Genomic DNA, 21111 nt, shown 5'->3' with positions numbered 1-21111 from the left:
ATTGCCCCCTCTCTTATGGACTGACTACAATCAGGCCCGCCAGCGCATACAGATCCTCGATGTCGATGATGCCGTCCCTGTTCAGATCCGCCTTCTCATACTCCGTCCAGCCCGGGTCCGATGCCTTCTTGCCGTAATAGAACTTGACCAGTTGGAGCACGTCATCGAGCCCCACTTTGCCGTCTCCGTTCAAATCTCCGGCCACCCCGGCAATTACGGATGCTTTGAAGACTTGAACTGCTGCCTGCAATTGCAGGATCGCCTGCTCGATCTCCGCTTGAGTAGCCATAGTGCTGCTGAGCACCTTCACCGCCGCTTCAATCGAAGTCCATAAAGCAGCCTTGGAGCCTGCCGGATATTGACCTGCAAGAGTGCCCTCTACGGCGGCATCGTACAGCGCCCGCGCATTCGCTACCGCCTCACTCAGCGCCGTCTTGGAGATTGCCGTAATCTCGAAGCTGTAGTAGACGCTCTCGGTTACCGTTGTGTCAAAGCCGGAGCTGTCGGTCAAAATGATACCGGACAAATACACGCTGCCGGTTACCGTCTGCTCCGGCACCTTGGCCTGAAGCTGTATCTTCAGCAGCGCCGCCGGACCGGTACCGCCTCCCTCCGGCTGTCCGTCAGCCGCAATATAGCGAATTACGCCCGGCTCGGTAGACGCTTGCATAACTGTATATCCGGGCTTCAGCGCCTCTGCCGAGATATAGTCGAGCTGTGCCGGATCATAATGGAAGATGAACTCGCGCGCATACACATTTTGCGTTACTGTATTCAGTCCGAAGATGGCGTCAAACGTCTGATTGCCGATCACGCTTGGCGGCCCTGTTAAGGTGAACGCGGCAGACGCAGGCGGTTTCAGCGTAAGATCGGCCACTGCGGCCTGCAGCGCGTCGATGGCTTCCTTAATCTCGGCCTCGGTCGCCAGCCCGTTATCACGGACAGCGATGGCCGCCTCCAGCGCCGTTTGCAGCGCTGCCCAGCTTGCTGGCGTATAATGGGCCTCAGTGAGCGCCCTGGCCGCAGCAACCGCTGTGTTCAGAGAGGCGCGGTCCGCCTGCAGGACATAATGCTTTTCCAGCACACCGCTTGTTTCCCCGTCGATGACTGCAACGGCCTTCAGCGTCGTTTCACCGATCGGCAGAGCAATCGGCTGCGCATACTGATAAGTGGCGTATGTCGCAGTGGTTACAGCAGGCGTGCTGCCATCGAGCGTGTAATAGATTTTCGCATTGGCAGCCGGAGGAGACAGCGTCACCTTTTGCGGATACAGGTACGATCCCGATTCCAGACTTGCCTTCGGCGGCGTCAGTACGAACGGCTCAGGCGAGGTGGAATATACCTGCACCTCTACCAGACCGCTGCCCCAGCCATTGCTGAGCGCATCGTTGTTGACACGCCGCACTTCATTGACCTTCAGCTTCACATACCGGTACTGTCCGACCAGCTTATCGGAGTTGAAGCCTGCCCACATATTCGTGCTGTTGTTGACCAGTTCGATCCAGTTCTCGTTATCCTTCGATCCGAAAATCTGATACCGGTGATACATTTCCGAACCGTTGTACAGCCGGTAGGCCACATCAATCCGTGACAGGTCGTAAATACCGCCCAGGTCTACCGTGTACTCATACGGTGCGGCCAGATTGCCGAAGAAGGCGCTCGAATCGCCCCACGTATTCAGGTTGAAGGCGTAGCCGTCGTTTGCTTTTTCAATGCCTGTGGCCGCATTGCCCGTGATGGTTGCATTTTTTCCCTGGGACACCAGATATGCCTGCGGAAGCTCCACAGCTCCGGTCGCCGCATTCAGCTTCCAGCCCGTCGTGAACGATACGGAAGCGGTATGGTCGGCATTGTTGAACTTAATCGGCAGCCACACATAACGTGAATCGGAAAGCTGGCTTGACCGCCATCTGTCGCCCATGTAGACATACGTTTTGGAGCCGTCCTCACCCGTCAGCTTCATGATGTTGGTCGGCTGGCTGTAGTAGGTGCTGTTGTTGCCGAAGGCATATTTTTCGATAATCTGCCCGTCCGCCTTCACCGGCGTCCAGCCCTCAGGGTCCTTGAGATCGGCGTTGAAGCTGACCGTTCCCTGGTTCGGCAGCCAGCCCGATTGGCCGGACGATACCATATAATAGCCGTCATCCGCACGGACTACCGCCGGCGCTTCACGTCCGACATCCTCGTAGAAGTGGTAGGATTCAAAATCGGCCGCTTTGGTTGCAGGATCGCTGAACTCATAAGTCGTCAGGTCCATATCCGTATAATCCGCGCTCAGCCGGTGAACGCGCATCGAATGGCCTTCTGCCGATACGAGATATGCTTTGCCGTCATCATCGGTAAAAGCCGTGAAGTCGCGCGAAATGTAGCCCATTTGCTTCGTATCATTTTGCACGCTGGCCGGGACGGTCACCTTGACGCCGCTGGTCTTGTAATATTCGGAGTCGAGATAGATGCCGCCGTCACTGCGCCAGTTTTTCAGGGTACCGCCTGGACGCCAGTGTCCGAGGAACGTGTACGGCCCTTCCGGGCGATCCGCGACTGCAACCGCAATCTGGCTGCTCGCATAGCTGTTCGACGTTTCCCAATGCCCGTAGAGGACGTATTTTCCGGTCGCCTCATTATAAATCAGCTTCGGCCGCTCCCATTTGGCATCCAGCAGCCCGTATTCCGCGCCTTCTGCCGTCTTGGCAAACTGGTCGAGAATATTGCCTTCGTTAGTCCAGTTCACCAGATCCCGCGAGGAGTAGAGCGACACCGCATAGAAGGATGCGCCGTTGTGAAGCTTATTCTCCCCTACCCAGTAATAGATCGGCTTGCCGTCTGCGGCCACCTGCTGCAGGAACCCGCCGCCATGCGCCTGGATCGGATTGCCCTCGGTGTCATACCAGGTTTCCCCGACAGGAACGCCAGCCGTGGAGTAATCCACGACTCTATCCGGGTGGACGGTCTGTGCCCATTTGAAGGCTTCGTCAATCTGCAGCGCGGCCCGGTCTACAGCCCACTGCGTTGCGGAAGCATCGGCTAATACTTTATCCGCATTGCTTAGCGCTGCGGTAATCGTGGCCCAGGTTCCGTCAGTATACGCGCCCCGCTCCGTATCCTTCTTCTCGTCGTATTTCGCCTGCAGCGCCGCTTTGTCCACATACGGCGTTCCGAACACCGCCAGCTCGATGATGCCGTCGGCCCAGGTCGCATTTTGCCCGTTCATTACGTTGATTACCTCGTTCACGGTTAAGCGTACATACCGGTAATTTCCGGCATCCGTGATCGGATTCGTAACAAAGCCGACGACATTGTTGGCCGAACCGTCTACGAGCTTAGTCCAGTTCTCCTTGTCCTTGCTGCCTTCCAGGGTAAAACGGTAGGCCGTATCCGAGCCGTTCACCTCTCTTGTAGTCAGGTTGATCTCAGACAGCTTCGCATACTGCTCCAGATCAATGACGATGTTGTAGCCAAGCGAGCTGTGGCTTACCCAGGAAGAGGAAGAAAGATCCGCTCCGTCGGTAACGGCGGCCCCGTCCAGCCCCTGGGAGTCAACAGCCTTCTTGCCCTGTGAGAGGTTCTGGCCCGACTGTACTGGAATCATCCCGTAGGCCGGGTCCAGATCAAGCCGGTGGAACCAGTCGGCCGTCGCGACGCCGTTATGGAACACCATCGGGAACAGCCTTGCGTAAGTTCCCATCGGATCGGGATAATTGGCGGCGTATTGCGCACCCCAATGGTACCCGTTCAAGGCGAAGGCAGTCCGCCCGTTCGTTCCTGTCCAGGAGGCGGTCCCGTTCGCCTGGGTCGCAAAGGAGGAGCCGTTGCCGATTGGCCGGAGCGGTGTCCACTCTCCGGCAAGAGAATCCGCGGAGGCATATTCCGCCTGGCTTGGATACCAGCCGTTGGCCGTAGAGCCGAAGAAGTAATACCGTCCGTCATATTTCAGAATGGACGGCGATTCCTTGTGCTTGTTCACGAACACGGTGTTCACCAGTGTCACAGGCTGCTCCCAGCCCGCATCCAGCTTGGCAATGCCGATATCGCTGTTGTTGCGGGTCGCATACAGAATGTAGCCTGTGCCGTCATCATCGACGAACAGCGACATGTCGCGCGATTCCTGATTGAACGGCCGGCCTCTGAAGGTGGACGCAAAATCATTCCCGCCCGGAGTCACCGACCCAAGGAACAAGGCGGCACGCCCGTAGCCGCTGCTCGCTTCCTCGTGTGCGGTGAAGATGATTTTCCCGTTAGCCGGATTAAGCCGGTAGCCTTCGCTCTCCACCCGCATATCGCTGAACGAGCCGAGCAGGCGTTCATTGCCGTACGTATGTCCATCGGTGCCTGTCAGCTCGTATATACCGGTCGTGACAATCCCGGTATCGGCATCCTTGACCGCCCGGTATGTGTAGCTGTACCAAGTGCCTCCGACCTTGACCCCAGTCGTATCGCCCTGCTTGAGATTCTCTGCACCGGTATAGTTGTCCTTAGTCTTCACAATGGCTGAAGGATCGTAGGAGAAAGTGCTGACTGTATTCGTCTGCGCGGCTGCAATGACTTCACCTTTGCTGACCGCCTTGACGGTGTAGCTGTAATTCTGGCCTGCGGCAAGGCCGTATTCGTCAATCGTATCCCCGTAGGTCCGGTTGACAAGCACATCGCCGCGGTATATCTCGTAATAGTCGGTGCCCGAAATGACAGGCCAGGAAATTTTCACATTGTTGACCGTATTCTGTCCGTCCAGCCGGAATTCGGTTGCCGTGGCCGCCCACTCGCTGCCGTAATATGCCACGGTCGTGATGGCGCTGCTGCTGCCGCTCGCAGTGATGGCGGCCGCTTTGACCGTTGTGCCTTTAGCTACTTGGAAGGGGCCTGTGTACGGCTTACTGTCAAGGCTTGGGTCCGTACCGTCGGTCGTGTAGTAAATATACTTGCTGCCTGCCGGATGCGAGATCGTAACCGGCCCGTAAATTTGTCCTGCTGCAGGGGAGATGACCGGTGAAATGTTCGTCACACGGAATTCAGTCAATTCCTCCAGCGACAGCGCTTTGTTAAAAATCTGGTAATTGTCGATCAGTCCGGCATAATATTCGCCCGAGCCCCAGTTCCCCTTCCCGAGCTGAAGAATGCCGCCCGATGAGGTCAGGATGCTGGTCAGCGCATAGCTGCTGCCCACAGTTGACTTCAACTCGCCGTCGATATACAGCTTGGTGTCCGCCGCCGATATGACGATATCGACATGCTTCCAGTTGGAGCTGCCGGCAGTCTGCGCACTTGCAGGGCGTGTGCCGCTGTTGTTGTACCGCTCCACGGTAACGGCGGAGGCGGTGTCGATGACGCCCAAATAATGCTCGTTCAGGTATGACTGCGCATTCGTATTCGGAGCAGCGAACAGCGCCCAGCCGCTGCCTCCGCTGGGCTTGCTGTCATAGGAAATCGTCAGCTCGTTCAGTCCGGCCAGCAGCGGCTTACCGTCGGTCTTCGTAATATTCAGCCAGAAGCTGCTGCTGATATTTGCCGCTTTGCCGTTGCCCTCGAACGAATCGGCATAGCTGGCTGTACCTTGAACGGCAGCCTTCGCCACACCTCCGGTCAGCCCGCTTACGGTATTGTCGAAATTGAAGCTCGCAATCAGATTGTCCCCGGCATCAACCGGCGGCACCTTCACGGTGTAAGACTTGCTGTAGCCGAACCAGGTCATCGTCAGCGTGACGGTTTTAGCGCTTTCTCCCTGTGCCGGGCGCGTCACCGCGCCGGTGGCCGGATTAATCGCATTCGTATCGCTTGAGGTCCAGACGATGTTCGGATCGCTGAGCAGTGCTACATTGCTGCGGACCTCCAGCCCGTCCGCCAGCGTCTGCGATGCAAGCAGATCATTCCACGCAAACAGCCGGATCTCCCCCGCGAAGTAATCCGCCGCCTGCGCATCCAGCGCATCTTTGAATACACGGACATCGCGGTAGTGTGAATCGAGGTTGGAGAAGGTCGCAATCGTACGGTTGAGCCGGAACTGCCCGTTGCCGATTTTATCGGCTCCGATTCCATTCGAAGCGACCTCCGCCGCCTTGACCCCGTCCACCCACACGGTCAGCTTGCCTGTACCTGCTGTGCCGTCCAGCGCAATCGTATAGTTATGCCACATATCGGCTGCCGGAGCGTCGAAGGAGGCCACCACGGCATCCGTTCCACCCTGCTTCAGCACAACCGCCGCTTTGCCTGTACTGTAATAGGGCCGCAAGGTGATGTTGTTATTGTTGTCGGCCCCGTAGGACAGAAGGGTGTTAGCCGCGCTCGTCGTCCGCGTCTGGTTCCCGTTCAGCTTGATGTCGAGCGAGAAAGAGATTTTATCTCCCGTAACGGCCGCGCCCGGGTTCGTGCCGGCAATATGGCCGTTATTGGCATTGCCCGGATTAACGAGCGACACATATTGCGCGTTCCAGACCGGGGAACTGCCGCTTAATGTCTGCGACGTGTTCAGCTTGTTCTGATATTGATATGTGGTGTTCAATGGATAATACGCCACCGTCACACTGTCCAGCGAGCTAACATCGAAATCCGCTGCGTGAGCATAAGGAACTGGCGAAAGGCTTCCTATGAATACGCTTACAATTAACGATGCACGCAGTGTCCTTGTCCAGGCTTGTCTCAGCGTTGACCTCAATCCCATTGCCATTCTCCTTTTCGTTATTAATGTAAAAGTCATAGAATACCGTTATTCTGCCTCTGCTCCGAATCGCTCCGGATCTTACCCCTTCCATCCCCCCTCTTAAATCACAAACGCTTATAAAACAATACTGCCTATGGGCATGGTTCTCTCTTTTTTGATTGGATTATAAAGGAAGAATGGCGGGATCGGTAAGTGCAACATTCTGCTGCGAGTGAACAAAGCTATCTTTTCGCCTGTATACATATCTTCAAAATTGAACAATTGCAAACAATCGGACTGTGAACAGCAAAACGGCCCTCCATCAGCGAGATGGAGGACCGTTTACCTAATAAGAAAAATATATTATTTAACTCACTGCCTCACCGAGTATTTTTACAAGACCGCCAAACTCCAATTCCTCAAATTTCTTTGTGGCAGCCTCATGACGCAGATTCCATAGACATTCATTGAGATCACATTCAATTGGCACATCCAGGCGGATTCTAGCCAAATCTCTTGAAAGGTGCAGCATGTCCAGGTTTTCTTCAATTTTCTTCTTAATGCCTGCAGGAAGCATTTCAAGGCATTCGAGACAGCCTTCAACAGATCCGTACTCGCTCAACAGCTTAAGGGCGGTCTTTTCACCTATACCTTTAACCCCTGGATAATTATCACTAGTATCCCCCATAAACGCCTTTAAATCTATCACCTGCAGGGGAGTTAGCTGCTTAGCAGTAAATAGAGTCTCTAAATCATACACAGTGTAATTAGAACGTCCCTTATTCATTATTACAACTTTTATCTGTTCAGTGATTAACTGAAGCATGTCATGATCTCCGGTTAAAATAAACACCTCAGTGTCGCCTTGAAATTTTTTTGCCAGCGTGCCAATACAATCATCAGCTTCGTACCCGGTTAGGCCAATATTGGGCACACCCATTTCAGACACGACTTCTTTGACTAAGTTGAATTGCGGCAGAAGCTCAAGTGGAGCCTCTGAACGATTTTGTTTGTACTGGCTATAGGTTTCGGTACGAAAAGTACTGCTCCCCATATCCCAGCAGCAAATAACATGTGTCGGGTTGAAATTGTTAATTGCATCAAAAAAGTATTGAATAAATCCATACACCGCATTTGTAGGCAACCCGTTGCTAGTTTTACGAATATATCCAGAATAAGAAGTCGCATAAAAAGCCCGGAACAGCAGAGCCATTCCATCGACGATCATTACCCGGCCCTTAGTTTCTGCGCTCATGTGTAACCTCTCCTTGTTTGTTCTTAGTTTAGGCTTACTTCTTGATGTATACCGCACCAGCGGATGAACTGCAAAAATCAGGCTTGGCTCCAAGCTTCTGCATACTGCTCTTCCTTGAAGCCCACGGTAACCTTCTTGCCGTCAGTGACGATCGGACGTTTGATCAGCATGCCGCTGCCCGACAGCAAGGCCAACTGCTCATCTTCACTCAGGCCAGGAAGCTTGTCCTTCAGTCCAAGATTTTTATAGACTTCACCGCTCGTATTAAAAAACTTCTTAAGCTCAAGCCCGCTGTTCGCAACCAGCACGCGCAGCTCCTCTACAGTCGGCGGCTGCTCGGCGATATGCTGCAGCTCCAGCTCATACCCCGCTTCCTTCAGCCATTTCACAGCACTGCGGCAGGTACCGCATTTCGGATATTGATAAACCTTCAGGTGACTCATTGGCTACTCCTTCAGTAAAAGTAATATGCTTTGGCTCAACAACGGCATTTTTGCCGTTATTGGCGCCCAAAGTGGCGGCGACTCGGGCAACTACGGCATTTTGCCGTTGTTGGCACCCAAAGCTGCCGCAGTTCGTTCAACAACGGCATTTTTACCGTTGTTGGCGCTTAAAGTGGCGGCTGCTCGCTCAACAACGGCATTTTTACCGTTGTTGGCGCCCAAAGTGGCGGCAGTTCGGGCAACAGCGGCATTTTTGCCGTTGTTGGCGCCTAAAGTGGCGGCAGTTCGGGCAACAGCGGCATTTTTGCCGTTGTTGGCGCTTAAAGCGGCGGCAACTCGGGTAACAACGGTATTTTTGCCGTTGTTTTCACCCAAAGTGGCGGCGACTCGATCAGCAACGGCTAACCTTCAGCCGCCATCCGCCACAGCTTCTCCTGCAGCCGCGCCATATCCGGCGGCAGCGGAGCGTCAAAAACCAGCTCCGTGCGCAGCACCGGATGCTGGAAGGCCAGCCGCACGGCATGCAGCGCCTGGCGCGGAATGGACGCGTCCAGCTCCACGATCCGCTCCAGCTCCGCTTGCTCTTCCGCGTCCAGTTCCGCAATCCGCTCCAGCTCCGCTCGCTCTCCCGCGTCCAGTTCCGCAATCCGCTCCAGACCAGGCCCCCCGCCCAGCTCCGCCTGGCCGTAGAGCCTGTGGCGGTACATGCCGTCGCCGATCAGCGGGCAGCCGATGGAGCTCATATGCACCCGGATCTGGTGGGTGCGGCCGCTCTCCAGCTTCAGCTCCACTAGCGCTGCGCCGGGATAGACCTCCTTGACCTCATAGCGGGTCAAGGAGGGATAGCCGTCCGGCGTCACAATCCGCCGGTGCGGCTCCAGCGGGTCGCGGTCGATGGGACCGTCGATATCCCCGCTTGGCGCAGCAGGAACGCCATGCACAAAAGCAGCATAGCGCTTGTCCACCGTTCCGGCAATCATCTGCTCGGAAATATGCTGGTGGCTGTAGGGATTCTTCGCAATGACCAGCACGCCGGACGTTTCCTGGTCCAGGCGGTGGACAGGGCGGAAGCGGTACTGCTCTCCTTTTTGCGCCCAGTAATAGACAACTCCATTAGCAAGGGTGTCGGTATAATGCCCATGCGTCGGATGTACAATGATGCCTGCCGCTTTGTTGACAACAAGAAGATGCTCGTCCTCATAAAGAATCTCGAACGGAAGCGGCTGCGGCAAAATGTCCTCCGAGGTTTCCTGCTCCATGCGGATTTCCACAAGATCTCCGGCATGGACCTGGACGCTGATGTAGACCCGCTCGCCATTCAGCATGATGCCCTGCTCTGTCATTTTGAGCCGGGACAGCAGCTTGCGCGATACGTCCATCCGCTTCTGCAGAATCGTCTTAAGCAGCCAGCCGTCCTCGGACGGCGGCACTTGATAGGATATAGGTGAATAATAGCTCGTCATATTAATTGCGGAACACCTTTTTGCTGCGCACATATTCCACATCAGCAACCCCAAGCCGCGTATTAGCCGCACGGGCCAGCGCAAAGAAATAATCCGACAGCCGGTTCAGATAGATTACGGCCTCCGGGTTGATATCCGCACTGCGTCCCAGCGTAACCGCGCGCCGTTCCGCCCGGCGGCAGACGGTCCGGCACACATGCAGCACCGAAGACAACTGGCTTCCCCCCGGCAGAATGAAGCGCTCCAGCACCGGATTCTCCGCCTGCAGCAGATCAATCCAGCCCTCAAGACGTACTGCCATCTCGCTTTTCACCTTATATTTGCTCTCGCTGATCTTCACAAAAGCCAGATCCGAGCCGCAATCGAACAGCTCATGCTGAATCTCCAGAAGCTGCTCCCGGACATCCGCGAACTTCTCATCCTCCATCAGACTGCGCGCCTGCCCGACAAAGCAGTTCAGCTCGTCGATAGTTCCGTAAGCTTCAACGCGCACGTCGTCCTTGCCTACTCTGCCGCCGATAACCGACGTCTCTCCCTTGTCACCCGTGCGTGTATAAATCGCCATTTCTTGACCCTCCTGACTTTCAGTCACATAGTATTAGTTTAAACGTTCAACTATAAATAAGGCAAACAAAGATCGTCATTTTCACCATGTAAATAAGTCCCTGATCCCAACCCGCACTCTGCATGCAGCACGTAAAAAATAACTATATAAAAAATCCCCCTTCCTTTAGAGCAAAGGAACACTGTATCATAAATCTAATTGAACATCGTAAAGGAGCAGTCAAATTGAGGATTATTGCTGCAACGGATTCCGACTATGAATATATTAGACAACATGACCGTCATATCTCAGAACATTTGATTTCATCCAAAATTAGCAGGAATGAGATTTACATTTTTCAAAATAAATCTGAAGTTAATGTAGGGTGGATGCGCTTCGGTTATTTTTGGGACAACACCCCTTTTATGAACATGATTTGGATAGATGAACCCTACCGAAGCAATGGATTAGGGAAAAGAGCCCTTCTTTTCTGGGAGGATGAAATGAAGATGAGGGGATTTCAATTGGTGATGACATCCACGCAAGCCAATGAAGGCGCCCAGCATTTTTATAGAAAATTGGGTTATCGGGATTCAGGGTGCTTATTGCTCGAAGACGAGCCATTGGAAATCCTTCTAACTAAGAAACTGGAACAATAGTTCAGCGGAAGACAGCGCCAATCATTACTCCTCCGTATCAATAATTGCTGCTGCCTTGTAAAAAGCTTATCATTTCCCGGTTGACGGCCTCCGGCTGCTCATGGTTAACGCCATGCCCGGCGTCCGGTATAACTTGATACCGAAAATCTCCATCCTTCAGCAGCCTGATGAAATCCTGCTTATGGTCCAGCTTGTAATCGCCCAGTAAAAAATAGAGCCTATCTCTGATGCGAAGCGCTCTCTCCTTATCGTACCGCTGCAGCTTATGGATGAACATGGCCTGCTGATTGTGATTCTTCATTAACAGCACCAGATGGTCGGCCACCTCCGGATGCTTCTCGAACATGCGGGAGTTTGGCGAGCTAAGCTTTTGGACAACCTTGAGCAGGTTGCTGCGGGTAGGCAGGAGGATTTCAGGAAACATCATCAGCAGGGTTTGTACCATCGCCTTGACCGGTGCAGTGATCATTCCCCCTTCCATACAGACCACGCGCTCAACCCGTTCACTCTCCATCGTTGCGTAATTGTAGGCCATGTATGCCCCATTCGATACACCTGCGATATGGAACCTCCCGAGCTTCAGGCTGTCCGCAATGCTGGTTATCCAGTCTACCTGGCTGAACGTCTGTTTGGTGTAATTTTCGTTAGGAACACTTTTTCCCGGCCCGCCTAGGGTATCCACCGCAATGCAGTAAAAATGATGGGACAGCGTCTCCATATTGAGCAGCCACATGACTGCCGAGTTGTCGCCTACCCCGTGAAAGAGCAGCAGCGGCGGATTTGCAGCATTGCCGGCAAAAACACAGTGTGTCGTACCGTATGGAGTGACAATATCCTTCTCTTCAATCTCAGTATTCCACCGTTCAAGAAGCGAATCGTAAGATTGCAGCACTGTCTCTCTGCCGACTTCACTTTTAAAAATCTTCACCATAGCAGATCCCATCCTTCAAGGTATTTGTCCGGCTAACAGTCCCTCTTCATAAAACGCAGAATCAGCTCGGCTGACGGGAAGGGGGCTTCCTGCGAGGTTTGAATTCTTGCAATACCCAGACCCTGGATAAATGAAAAATAGGCAATAGCGATAAGCAGCGGATCTCCGTCTACAATCTCATGAGCCTGTTGGCCCTCGATAATTAGCGGAACCAGATGTTCAAAGGGCAGTCTGATTTTATCCTGGGCGATGCGCTTCGCTTCCTCCGGGATCGCATCGGTTGTGGAGGTCTGAAGCAAAATCAGCCGCCAATGCTGCATAGCCAGGCTGTCAGACGACAGAAAGGCTTCGGTCAGCCACAATATTTTCTCCCAAGCAGTCCCTTCCAGCTCAGCAGCATACTGAACCGATAATCCTGCCCCTTCAGAGGCAAGCTCGACAACCTTAGTAAAAATCTCCTCCTTGGATTTGAAATAAGTATACACATAACCCTGGCTGAACCCGGCACTGAGGGCGATGTCCTTAATTTTGGTACCGGCAAAGCCCTTTTTAGAAAATACTTCTATAGCGTGCGTGATAATCTGGCGGGTCGCATCATCAGGAGCCAATCGCTCAAAGCCCTCAATGAACCTCATCTCCAAAAGCTTACTCTGTACACTCAAGTAGAGTTCCTCCTTTTGAATGAATCTTCATTCATAATAACACTATATGGATTACTATGTAAATAAATGTTATCCCACCAAGCAGCAAAGGCTGCGCCGTACTGAATCACAAAAAAAAAGGGACCCGAAGGTACCCACTACGACATTCTCTTCACTAGGCATTCTAGCCCCTGCGGGAACGTCTCTTCATGTATTCATTAATCTTCAGGTCCAGCAGGCTGCTGATTTCAATAACGTTAGCCGAGGTAAAGGAGTTCTCCTGCACAAAAAGCTGTTCCATTTTCCCGCGGAGTACCCGAATTTCATCTTCCAAAGAGAGTCTGCGTGCGTTGACATCACCCTTGGGGGGGCGTTTCCCGCTTCCGGTCAAACATTCCCCACCGTAGGAAGGCAAGTAATAATCGGCGCTGAGCACAATCATCCCTCCTAAATGTATTATTCAGAATAGAAAAGTCCTTGTAAGTACTATTACAGGTGTTTCTTGTCCTTAGAGTAAAATAATACCATACAGGAGGGAGATCCGCTATAGTCCTATTTGCTTCATTCTCACGCACTATTCCGTTCGTTCACGTTCGAGCTGTGTGACAAACGCCCCGATCCGCTCAATAGCCTCATTGAGCTGGGAAACCGAGGTGGCATAGGAGCAACGCAGATAACCTTCACCGCCAAGACCGAACACACTGCCGGGAACCGCAGCCACCTTGAATTCAAGTAGCAAGCGCTGGGCAAACTGGTCGGAGGTCAGTCCGGTGCGGCGGATGCTCGGAAATGCGTAAAATGCGCCTTGCGGCTCATGGCAATCCAGGCCGGCATCGCGCAATCCCTTGACAATGAGACGGCGGCGCTGATTATAGGAGTCGACCATCCGGTCCTTCTCCTCCATGCCATTGGTCAATGCTTCCAGCGCAGCCACCTGGCCCATCGACGGAGCGCACATGACGGTGTACTGGTGAATCTTCAGCATCGCGGAGATTAAATCCGGGTGACCGCAAGCATAGCCCATCCGCCAGCCGGTCATGGCAAAAGCCTTGGAGAAGCCGCTGACCAGAATCGTCCGGTCCTTCATGCCCGGCAGGGAAGCGAAGCTGACATGGGTACTTCCATATGTCAGTTCGGCATAGATTTCATCGGAGATGACGATGAGATCATGCTTCTCCACTACCTTCGCAATCGGCTCCCAATCCTCACGGCTCATGATCGCGCCTGTCGGATTGCTGGGATAACAAAGAATAAGAATTTTGGAACGCGGGGTAATCTTGGCTTCCAGCCCCTCTGCGGTAAGCTTGAAGTTGTCCTCCCCAAAGGTCTCGATTCCTACAGGAATCCCGCCGCCAATAGCGGTAATCGGCGAGTAGGAAATATAACATGGCTCAGGGATAAGGATTTCATCTCCCGGCGAGATTAAGGCGCGCAGCGCCAGATCAATCGCTTCACTGCCGCCCACCGTAGCGATAATCTCATTAGCCGGATTGTACTCCACTGCGAAGCGGGTGTGCAAATATTCGGCAATACCTTCCCGCAGCTCCGGCATGCCTGCATTTGAGGTATAGCCGGTGAAGCCTCTTTCTAGCGAATACACGCAGGCTTCCCTCACATGCCAAGGTGTCTTGAAGTCCGGCTCCCCGACCCCCAGGGAAATGATATCCTTGCTGCCTGCCGCCAGATCAAAAAATTTACGGATGCCCGATGGCTGGATTTGCTGGACCAGCGGGGACAAATATGAGCTCATGGATTTGCCTGTATCTCCGGTGTGCTGACTGTTATTAGTGATCATGTGATTACTTCCTTTACGGAGATATCATAAGACGGTTGTCTTCCTCATGCTCTTCAAAGATGATACCGTCCTGTTTATATTTTTTGAGAGTAAAGTTGGTTTTGGTAGAGAGCACCGAATCAATCGGCGACAGCTTCTCGGAGACAAAATTGGCGACCTCCCGCAGATTGCGGCCCTCTACTTCCACTAACAGGTCATAGGCGCCTGACATCAGATAGACCGATTTCACCTGCGGATACAGGTATATCCGTTCAGCAATGCCTTCGAAGCCGCGGCCGCGTTCCGGTGTAATCTGCACCTCGATCAGAGCGGTTACCCGTTCATCATCGACCTTATCCCAGTTTACAACTGTCGCATATTTTACAATCACATGGTCTTTTTCCATTTCTGCAATGGCCTGTTTGATATCCTCTTCTTCCGCTCCAAGCAAAGTCGCCATTAGCGCAGATGAGCTTCGCGCGTCCTCCTTGAGCAGTTCCAGCACTTTCCTCTTCAGTTCATTCATTTCCTTCATGCCTTCCCTCCGCGTAAAGAGTTTAATACTAATATGACATGAAAATGGGAGTTCTGCAAACAAAAATCAGACCGGCCGGCAAGTGCAGAACAGCAAAAAACAGAGAGACTGTTGAAGTCCCTCTGCTCCCTTAACCTCGAATATTCTGCCCACATTAGCCTTTCCTCTCTGTACAAGGGGTGCAGATTTACATGTAGTACGGGTTATGCGTGCTCGATTGATGCGTTGGAACCTGTCCAGCCTGTGCGTAGGCTCCGGCGTTGCCAGTCTTCTGCTGCACGAACTGCTGGCATTTCTGCCGGGTTTGCTCGGCGGACTGAATTTCCTTGTCCAGATCCTGACGCAGCGCTTTGCCCGGAGCGGTGTACATGTTCATTTGGGACATCTTCGTGTAAAGCTCCCCTTGAAGGCGCAGCGTATCCATCGTCAGGTCCGTGAATACCCTCCGAACCGTTGGACAATTCGACTCTGTTGCGGCCGTAGTATATTCGCGGACGGTCCGCTTCAAATCAGCCAAAATTGTGTTCATTAAATCCTCATCCGACATAAATGCCGATCCACTTTGTGCGTACACGAAAAAACCTCCTAAAAGTTTTGTAGCATCTGCTTTCGTGAATCCTCTTCGCAAAACTGACTTCGAAAGCATACGCTGAAAGTTTTGTGAGCAACTGCTTCCTGAATAAGCTTCGTTCAAAACTCGCTTCGGAAGCATAAACTTAGTTTTGTGAGTAATACTCTCTAGCTGATTTATTGCGGCTGTGTCGGTGCGTATTGCTGATGCTGATGGAGCAGATGCACTAGCGTATCCATATGATGGGTATGGCTTTGGATTTGCTGGATGCAAATCTGGTGTACCGTGGAGTTCTGGGTCGTTCCAGCGGTAGCGGCCAACTGCTTGAGCAGCAAATCCTCGTTGGAAATGGAGTCCACGATATATTCCAGTTCTTTTCCGCTAAGCGCCTGCATTTGCGTTGATTGCATGTTCTGAATTCCCTCCTTCAAAATGTTCAAGCAGTCCTTAGTATGCCTGGGACCTCTGCTCTTTATGTGCTGCTGTGCACAAGGTAAAAAGGCGTTGCCCGCGCATGAGAGTCCGCACAGCGGCCAATAATACGATATCGGAATCTCGCCAAAGGAGAGTAGCAGATGAAATTGAACAGCGGGCGGCTGCCCTGGGAAAATACTCTTATAAATCCTCCAGTCTATCCGGCACTAGAGGGGGATGTCCGCTGCGATTGTCTGATCGTAGGCGGGGGTATGGGTGGGGCAATGGCTGCTTACCGGATGTCCTTGAACGGAGCAGATACAGTACTCATTGATAAAAGAGTCATTGGGGGCGGCAGCTCCCATGCCAATACCGGACTGCTGCAGGTAGCCAATGACAAATCATTAACCTCCTGTATAAATACGTTCGGAGAAAAGAACGGAGTACTATTCTACAGACTGTGCCAGCAGGGTATCCGAAAAATTCTGGAGCTGCCGGGCAAGCTGAATATTGATCCGCGAATTATTCCCCGCAGTAGCCTGCTATATGCCAGCAGACCTGAGGATGTTCCCGCGCTGCGGCTGGAGCATGATCATCTTGTTGCCCACGGCTTTGATTCGGAATTCTGGGAGCAGGACAAGGTGAGCGCACACTACTCCTTCACCAAGCCGGCGGCACTCTATTCTACAGGCGATGCCGAAACGAATCCGTACCGGACCGTTCACAGCCTGGTCGAGAAGGCGCACACGAATGGCGTTCGTGTATTCGAACATACCAGAGCGCGGCATTATGAGTACAATAAGGATGGTGTAGTCTGCATAACGGACAATGGACGGATCTATGCGGGCAATATTATTTTTGCAATGGGCTATGAGACGCAGGAGATGAAGAAGGACCGGGGCGCGGCGCTGGTCAACACTTACGCGATCATGACCAAACCCTTGAAGAACCTCCCCAAATGGCATGAAAACAGCCTGATCTGGGAGACGGCCCGTCCCTACTTGTATTTCCGCACCACGCCGGACGGCCGCATCATTGCCGGGGGCAAGGATGAGCAGTTAACCGATCCGAAGCGCCGGGATATCCGGGTGCTCTCCCGGAGCCGGCGGCTGCTGGAGGAGCTTGAGGCGCTTTTCCCGGAAACCCGCGGAACAGAGGCCGAATACTCTTGGGGTGCAGTCTTCGGGTCAACCCGGGACGGACTGCCTTACATGGGACCGCATCCGGAATTTCCCCACTGCTTCTTCATTGAAGGCTACGGCGGGAACGGTACGGTCTACAGCATGATCGCCGCCGAGCTTTTGGCCGATACCCTTGCCGGTAAATACAGGCCGGAGCTAGAGCTGTTCTCGCTGACGCGTACCTCCAAGCCCTCCCCTTCGCCGGTCTAGGACGCGCACTCTATATCCATTACACAAAAGGGGATGCCCGCCAAGCCTGATTGATGGCTTTCGGGCATCCCCTTTATTTTTGCGTATTACGTGCCTGATGTATCAGACAGATTATTTTGCTGCTTGTACGAATTCAGCCGATTTAATCCCTGCTTGACGGCCGAAAATAATGATTTCTGCAACAGAGTTGCCGCCGATCCGGTTTTGACCATGCAAGCCGCCTGTAACTTCACCTGCTGCAAACAATCCTGGAATCACGCTGCCGTCTTTTTTCAGAACTTCAGTGTTAGTGTTGATTTTTACGCCGCCCATCGTGTAGTGAATCCCAGGGCCAATTTTAATTGCAGAGTATGGCGCAGCGGACAAATCATTGTCCATTCCTGTTGTTCTGCCGAATTCGGCATCATTTTTATTCTTAACAGCGCTGTTCCATGTTTCCAGTGTCTTTTGCAGCTGATCCGCCGGAACACCTATTTCTTTGGCCAGAGCCTCGATCGTATCCGCTGTTTTTACAAAGCCCATTTTTTCATATTGCTGAATCGCTTTGACGCGGGTTTTAACCCCGGAATCAAAAACAAGGTATGCTGATTTTTCTGGAAGCTTATTGATCGCAGCGGTAACATTATCACGGGTATCCATTTCGTTCGTGAACCGTTTGCCTTCACTCGAAACAAGCAAAGCGCCTTCTCCGCGAACCGCTTCCCCGATCAGATAGGATTTCTCCTGCTGTACCGTCGGGTGAACCTGGATTTGATCCATATCGACTGTGTAGCCGCCGACCTTCTCGATCATTTTGATACCGTCGCCTGTGCTGCCAACCTGGTTGGTGGTTACGTACCCCTTCAGATCAGGTCTAACTTGTTCAATCATTTCCTTGTTGGCACCGAAACCGCCGGTTGTTACAACGACAGCAGACGCTGTTATAGTCTTTTCATCAGCCTGGTTGAAGAGGACCTTGACGCCGTTAACTTTGCCGCCCTCTTGCGTAATTTCCTTCACGTCGGCATTTACAAATAGTGGAATGCCTTTATCTTGAACGTTTTTCACCAAACCTTTGACAAGGTATTGGCCCACCGCAGAGCCGTCTTCAGGACGGTGTGTGCGTTTTTCCTTCATTCCGCCTGTAATCGTGATATTGTTCAAGCGAATGCCGATCGAATCCAGCCAATCAATCGCGCTTGCGGAATTGTCAACGAAGAAACGAAGCATCTCTTTGTCGTTGGTGTTATGGCCGCCCTTTAAAGTCTCTTCATAAAATAAATCATTGCTGTCTTCAATGCCTTGCTCTTTCTGGAATTTCGTCTGGGAAGCATTCATCCCCGAGGAAGATTTGGTTGTATTCCCGCCGGCAACCGGCATTTTTTCCAAAATAACCGGATTCAAGCCTTTTGCCTTGGCTTCAAGCGCAGCAGACATACCCGCACCGCCTGCACCGACAATGATGATATCATATTTATCCTTTAATTGATCGTAAGGTGTATAGCTTGCTTCAGATGCTCCCGATACGGCTTCAGCTTTTTCTTTTGTCTCACTGGTCTTCCCCTTGTTCTCGCTGCTGGCGCTGTTGCTGTTGTTGTTGCCGCATCCTGCGATAACCAGCATGACAGAGAGAATGAGAATAAGAGCAGCGGCTGCTTTCTTTTTCATGTGATGTTGCCCCCTTGTGCATATTTTCACAATTATCATAGCGTCAAAAGGGCTGACCTTGGAAGCTTACGTAAATAATTAAAGAGTTTTGTAACTAAAGTAAGTAGACTTTGTTGCTAAGGCGGCGGAACGCTTTCGGAAAAATAGCATAGGCAAAAAGCCCGCGCCGGACGCGGGCTTCTGTTAATTCATCATACTTGCGGCAATGCGGATGACCTCATCCTTGGTCAACTCCGATTTCTCCTGGCGAACTGTTACATTATAGATGAGCTCTGCTTCCGGGTCAGGCCAGACCAGGCTATACGTATACCCCATGTCGAGCTTCTTGTTGTCGGAATTTTCGCGATAAATGAGCTGCTTACCGCCAATCTCAATATTCTCCAACTTTGTCGTTTTGTTCCACGCCAAACTATCTGCCGGTTTATCTTTGTCATCAACACGTGAGGCACCGATTCTCACCTGAACGTTCCCTTTCTTGTACGTCAGTGTAGAAAAAAGGTAGGCAATGTTCTCCGGCTTCTCCACTCTCCATGTCAGCCGGAAGTTGTCTCCCAGGTCACTCTCGTTTCCGCCATTAAGCTGCTTCTCATCTGGAACCTTTAAGAAAGAAGGCCTAAACATCGCCTGGTCCAAGACATACCCTTCCGGCATATACCCTGGCTGCTTCACTACCGGAGCGTTGTGCTTCTCTGCACTGGCCTTATAGGCGGCATAGTCCTTGAACGTGATCGACGGGCGGTACAGGTTAAGATAAGGTTCTTCTTTCCCACGAGTGATGAAATAGGTGGCAGACTCTCCAGGAAGCAGTAGCTTCTCAAGGGTTTTGTAGCCCTTTGAATATTTCATACTGTAGATTTTTTCCTCTTTGCTCGTCTCTATCTTGTCCGGCCAGGGATGCAAGGGTTCTTTCGCTTTCTCTATCATACCGCCTGATTTCGTCGCCTGAAGCGGCTTATAGGGCAGCACCTTATACTGAAATTCGGCACCCTGCCGGAGTTCACCGGAAAACTGGGTATAGCCGCCGCCCAGCACGACTATTACTAGGAGTGCCGCCACCCAGCCCTGCACCGGAATCCGCAGGATTCGCTTCCGGCTCCGCCGCTTTCTGGCTTCTGTCTCTAGCCTGCGCATAACGTTAGGAGCCCCTTCATTTGGCGGAAGTGTCTGCAGAGGTGTCTGCTCTTCTGCAGCAGGTAAGGTCCCGCCAAGCCCAAGCGCCTTCATTACAGGTTCATGAACATCAACAGGGATGAAATTGGCAGACCGGTCTCCGTCCTTCATAAACCGCTCCTCCAGGGTTAATTCACTCTTGCCCATAGTTGTTGCTCCTTTCTCTCCAATACCTTTTTAAGCTTGTTTTTGGTCCGTTCATATCTTTTTCGTGCAGTAACCGTACTGACGCCCAGAATTTCGCCGATTTCCGCAAACGATTTATCTTCATAAATACGCAGAATCAACAAATTTCGGTCTTCCACATCCAGCTTTCCCAGGGCGGCTGAGACCGGCCCGCTGAACAGGCGGTTCTGAACCATTTGTTCGGCGCTGTCCACCGTAACCTCCTGCCGGAGCAGCTTGCGCAGTTGAAACTGAAATTTCTGCCGCCGCAACTGATTCAGACAATGGTGGTAAGCGATCTTGTATAACCAAGATACGAAATCCGCCTGCGGCTTGTATTGCCCGATATTCTGATAGGCCTTAATCAGGACATCCTGCACCGCATCCTCCGCCTCTTCCCTGCTGTTCAGCAGCCGGAAGCAGTAGAGGTATATCCGCTGCTGGTACAGCCTGATCACATCGGAGAACAGGCTGGCCTCTCCGGCCTGTATCCTCCTAATCTTCTCGTCTATGGAATCCACGTTGGTCTCCTTTCTTCTATTTTTTCTGTTTCTATAGATATAACACTTGAGCAGACTCAGACGTGACATTTATTTCTTCCGACTGCACAGCAAAAGAGACCAACAGATGAATCCCTGTTGATCTCCCTGGTGTAGAGCCTGCTTCCGAAACCGTCTGCTCTACTCTAACTTGACGGCATAAAGTAAAAATAACATAAGAAAGCTAAATAAAAAGCAAGAAAACCGGATTTCTGTTCACGACTCTTCTCCTGCAAATATAATCCCACAAAATATCGTAAAACATGATGCCGAAATACAGTTCCGCTTTTATTTTATAATGAGTGCGTAGCGCTACAGAAAATTGCAAACGGTTACAA

Annotated in this window: 18 protein-coding genes; 2 read left to right on the top strand and 16 right to left on the bottom strand. The window is 52.2% G+C overall.

Annotation, left to right across the window (positions count from 1 at the left end; translation table 11 throughout):
• Nucleotides 1-13: 13 nt before the first annotated feature.
• The 6 genes from ACX1DY_RS14265 to ACX1DY_RS14240 form a co-directional block, all read right to left on the bottom strand.
• Complete coding sequence (locus ACX1DY_RS14265; RefSeq protein WP_458964854.1) at nt 14-6652, bottom strand: chitobiase/beta-hexosaminidase C-terminal domain-containing protein; 6639 nt, start codon at nt 6650-6652, stop codon at nt 14-16.
• A 346-nt stretch (nt 6653-6998) separates the two neighbouring features.
• Nucleotides 6999-7886 carry a 5'-3' exonuclease gene (locus ACX1DY_RS14260; protein WP_458964853.1) on the bottom strand — a complete coding sequence of 296 codons (888 nt, stop codon included), beginning with the start codon at nt 7884-7886 and terminating at the stop codon, nt 6999-7001.
• 77 nt (nt 7887-7963) lie between these two features.
• Nucleotides 7964-8329 carry an arsenate reductase family protein gene (locus tag ACX1DY_RS14255; RefSeq protein ID WP_458964852.1) on the bottom strand — a complete coding sequence of 122 codons (366 nt, stop codon included), beginning with the start codon at nt 8327-8329 and terminating at the stop codon, nt 7964-7966.
• A 90-nt stretch (nt 8330-8419) separates the two neighbouring features.
• Nucleotides 8420-8704 (bottom strand): hypothetical protein, encoded by a 285-nt coding sequence (locus ACX1DY_RS14250; protein WP_458964851.1) that lies wholly within the window; start codon nt 8702-8704, stop codon nt 8420-8422.
• A 26-nt stretch (nt 8705-8730) separates the two neighbouring features.
• Nucleotides 8731-9792, bottom strand: a complete 1062-nt coding sequence (locus ACX1DY_RS14245) for an RluA family pseudouridine synthase (protein WP_458964850.1) — start codon at nt 9790-9792, stop codon at nt 8731-8733.
• 1 nt (nt 9793) lies between these two features.
• Nucleotides 9794-10357 (bottom strand): cob(I)yrinic acid a,c-diamide adenosyltransferase, encoded by a 564-nt coding sequence (locus tag ACX1DY_RS14240; protein WP_458964849.1) that lies wholly within the window; start codon nt 10355-10357, stop codon nt 9794-9796.
• 224 nt (nt 10358-10581) lie between these two features.
• On the opposite strand from ACX1DY_RS14240, the gene ACX1DY_RS14235 reads away from it, so the two are divergent.
• On the top strand, nt 10582-10995 hold the full coding sequence (locus tag ACX1DY_RS14235; RefSeq protein WP_458964848.1) for a GNAT family N-acetyltransferase: 414 nt from the start codon (nt 10582-10584) through the stop codon (nt 10993-10995).
• A gap of 37 nt (nt 10996-11032) precedes the next feature.
• Here ACX1DY_RS14235 and ACX1DY_RS14230 read toward each other — a convergent pair whose 3' ends face one another.
• The 7 genes from ACX1DY_RS14230 to ACX1DY_RS14200 all read right to left on the bottom strand — a co-directional run bounded on the left by ACX1DY_RS14230 (nt 11033) and on the right by ACX1DY_RS14200 (nt 15857).
• Complete coding sequence (locus ACX1DY_RS14230) at nt 11033-11926, bottom strand: alpha/beta fold hydrolase (protein WP_458964847.1); 894 nt, start codon at nt 11924-11926, stop codon at nt 11033-11035.
• Nucleotides 11927-11958: 32 nt separating this feature from the next.
• Nucleotides 11959-12588: a TetR/AcrR family transcriptional regulator gene (locus ACX1DY_RS14225; RefSeq protein WP_458964846.1), complete on the bottom strand. Its 630-nt coding sequence runs from the start codon at nt 12586-12588 to the stop codon at nt 11959-11961.
• A 163-nt stretch (nt 12589-12751) separates the two neighbouring features.
• Nucleotides 12752-12958, bottom strand: coding sequence for an aspartyl-phosphate phosphatase Spo0E family protein (locus tag ACX1DY_RS14220; protein WP_458964903.1), 207 nt, complete (start codon nt 12956-12958; stop codon nt 12752-12754).
• A 183-nt stretch (nt 12959-13141) separates the two neighbouring features.
• Nucleotides 13142-14362 (bottom strand): aminotransferase class I/II-fold pyridoxal phosphate-dependent enzyme, encoded by a 1221-nt coding sequence (locus ACX1DY_RS14215; RefSeq protein WP_458964845.1) that lies wholly within the window; start codon nt 14360-14362, stop codon nt 13142-13144.
• A gap of 13 nt (nt 14363-14375) precedes the next feature.
• Nucleotides 14376-14876: an Lrp/AsnC family transcriptional regulator gene (locus ACX1DY_RS14210; RefSeq protein ID WP_458964844.1), complete on the bottom strand. Its 501-nt coding sequence runs from the start codon at nt 14874-14876 to the stop codon at nt 14376-14378.
• A 187-nt stretch (nt 14877-15063) separates the two neighbouring features.
• Complete coding sequence (locus ACX1DY_RS14205; protein WP_458964843.1) at nt 15064-15450, bottom strand: spore coat protein; 387 nt, start codon at nt 15448-15450, stop codon at nt 15064-15066.
• Nucleotides 15451-15623: 173 nt separating this feature from the next.
• The gene (locus tag ACX1DY_RS14200) at nt 15624-15857 is read right to left on the bottom strand and encodes a hypothetical protein (RefSeq protein ID WP_458964842.1); all 234 of its coding nucleotides are present in this window, start codon (nt 15855-15857) and stop codon (nt 15624-15626) included.
• Between the two features lie 165 nt (nt 15858-16022).
• Here ACX1DY_RS14200 and ACX1DY_RS14195 point away from each other — a divergent pair, with 165 nt between their 5' ends.
• The gene (locus tag ACX1DY_RS14195; protein ID WP_458964841.1) at nt 16023-17252 is read left to right on the top strand and encodes an NAD(P)/FAD-dependent oxidoreductase; all 1230 of its coding nucleotides are present in this window, start codon (nt 16023-16025) and stop codon (nt 17250-17252) included.
• Nucleotides 17253-17363: 111 nt separating this feature from the next.
• On the opposite strand, the gene ACX1DY_RS14190 is transcribed toward ACX1DY_RS14195, so the two are convergent.
• From ACX1DY_RS14190 to ACX1DY_RS14180, 3 genes are all read right to left on the bottom strand, one after another.
• Entirely contained in the window at nt 17364-18899 is a 1536-nt protein-coding gene (locus ACX1DY_RS14190; RefSeq protein WP_458964840.1) for a flavocytochrome c, read from the bottom strand.
• 183 nt (nt 18900-19082) lie between these two features.
• Nucleotides 19083-20216 (bottom strand): DUF4367 domain-containing protein, encoded by a 1134-nt coding sequence (locus tag ACX1DY_RS14185; RefSeq protein WP_458964839.1) that lies wholly within the window; start codon nt 20214-20216, stop codon nt 19083-19085.
• Nucleotides 20198-20755, bottom strand: coding sequence for an RNA polymerase sigma factor (locus tag ACX1DY_RS14180; protein ID WP_458964838.1), 558 nt, complete (start codon nt 20753-20755; stop codon nt 20198-20200). The genes ACX1DY_RS14185 and ACX1DY_RS14180 overlap by 19 nt, the downstream gene beginning before the upstream one ends.
• Nucleotides 20756-21111: the final 356 nt, after the last annotated feature.

The sequence above is a fragment of the Paenibacillus sp. BAC0078 genome, from assembly GCF_054483875.1.
Note: the sequence above shows the minus strand (reverse complement) of the source record. Positions and strands in the feature narration are given on the sequence as shown.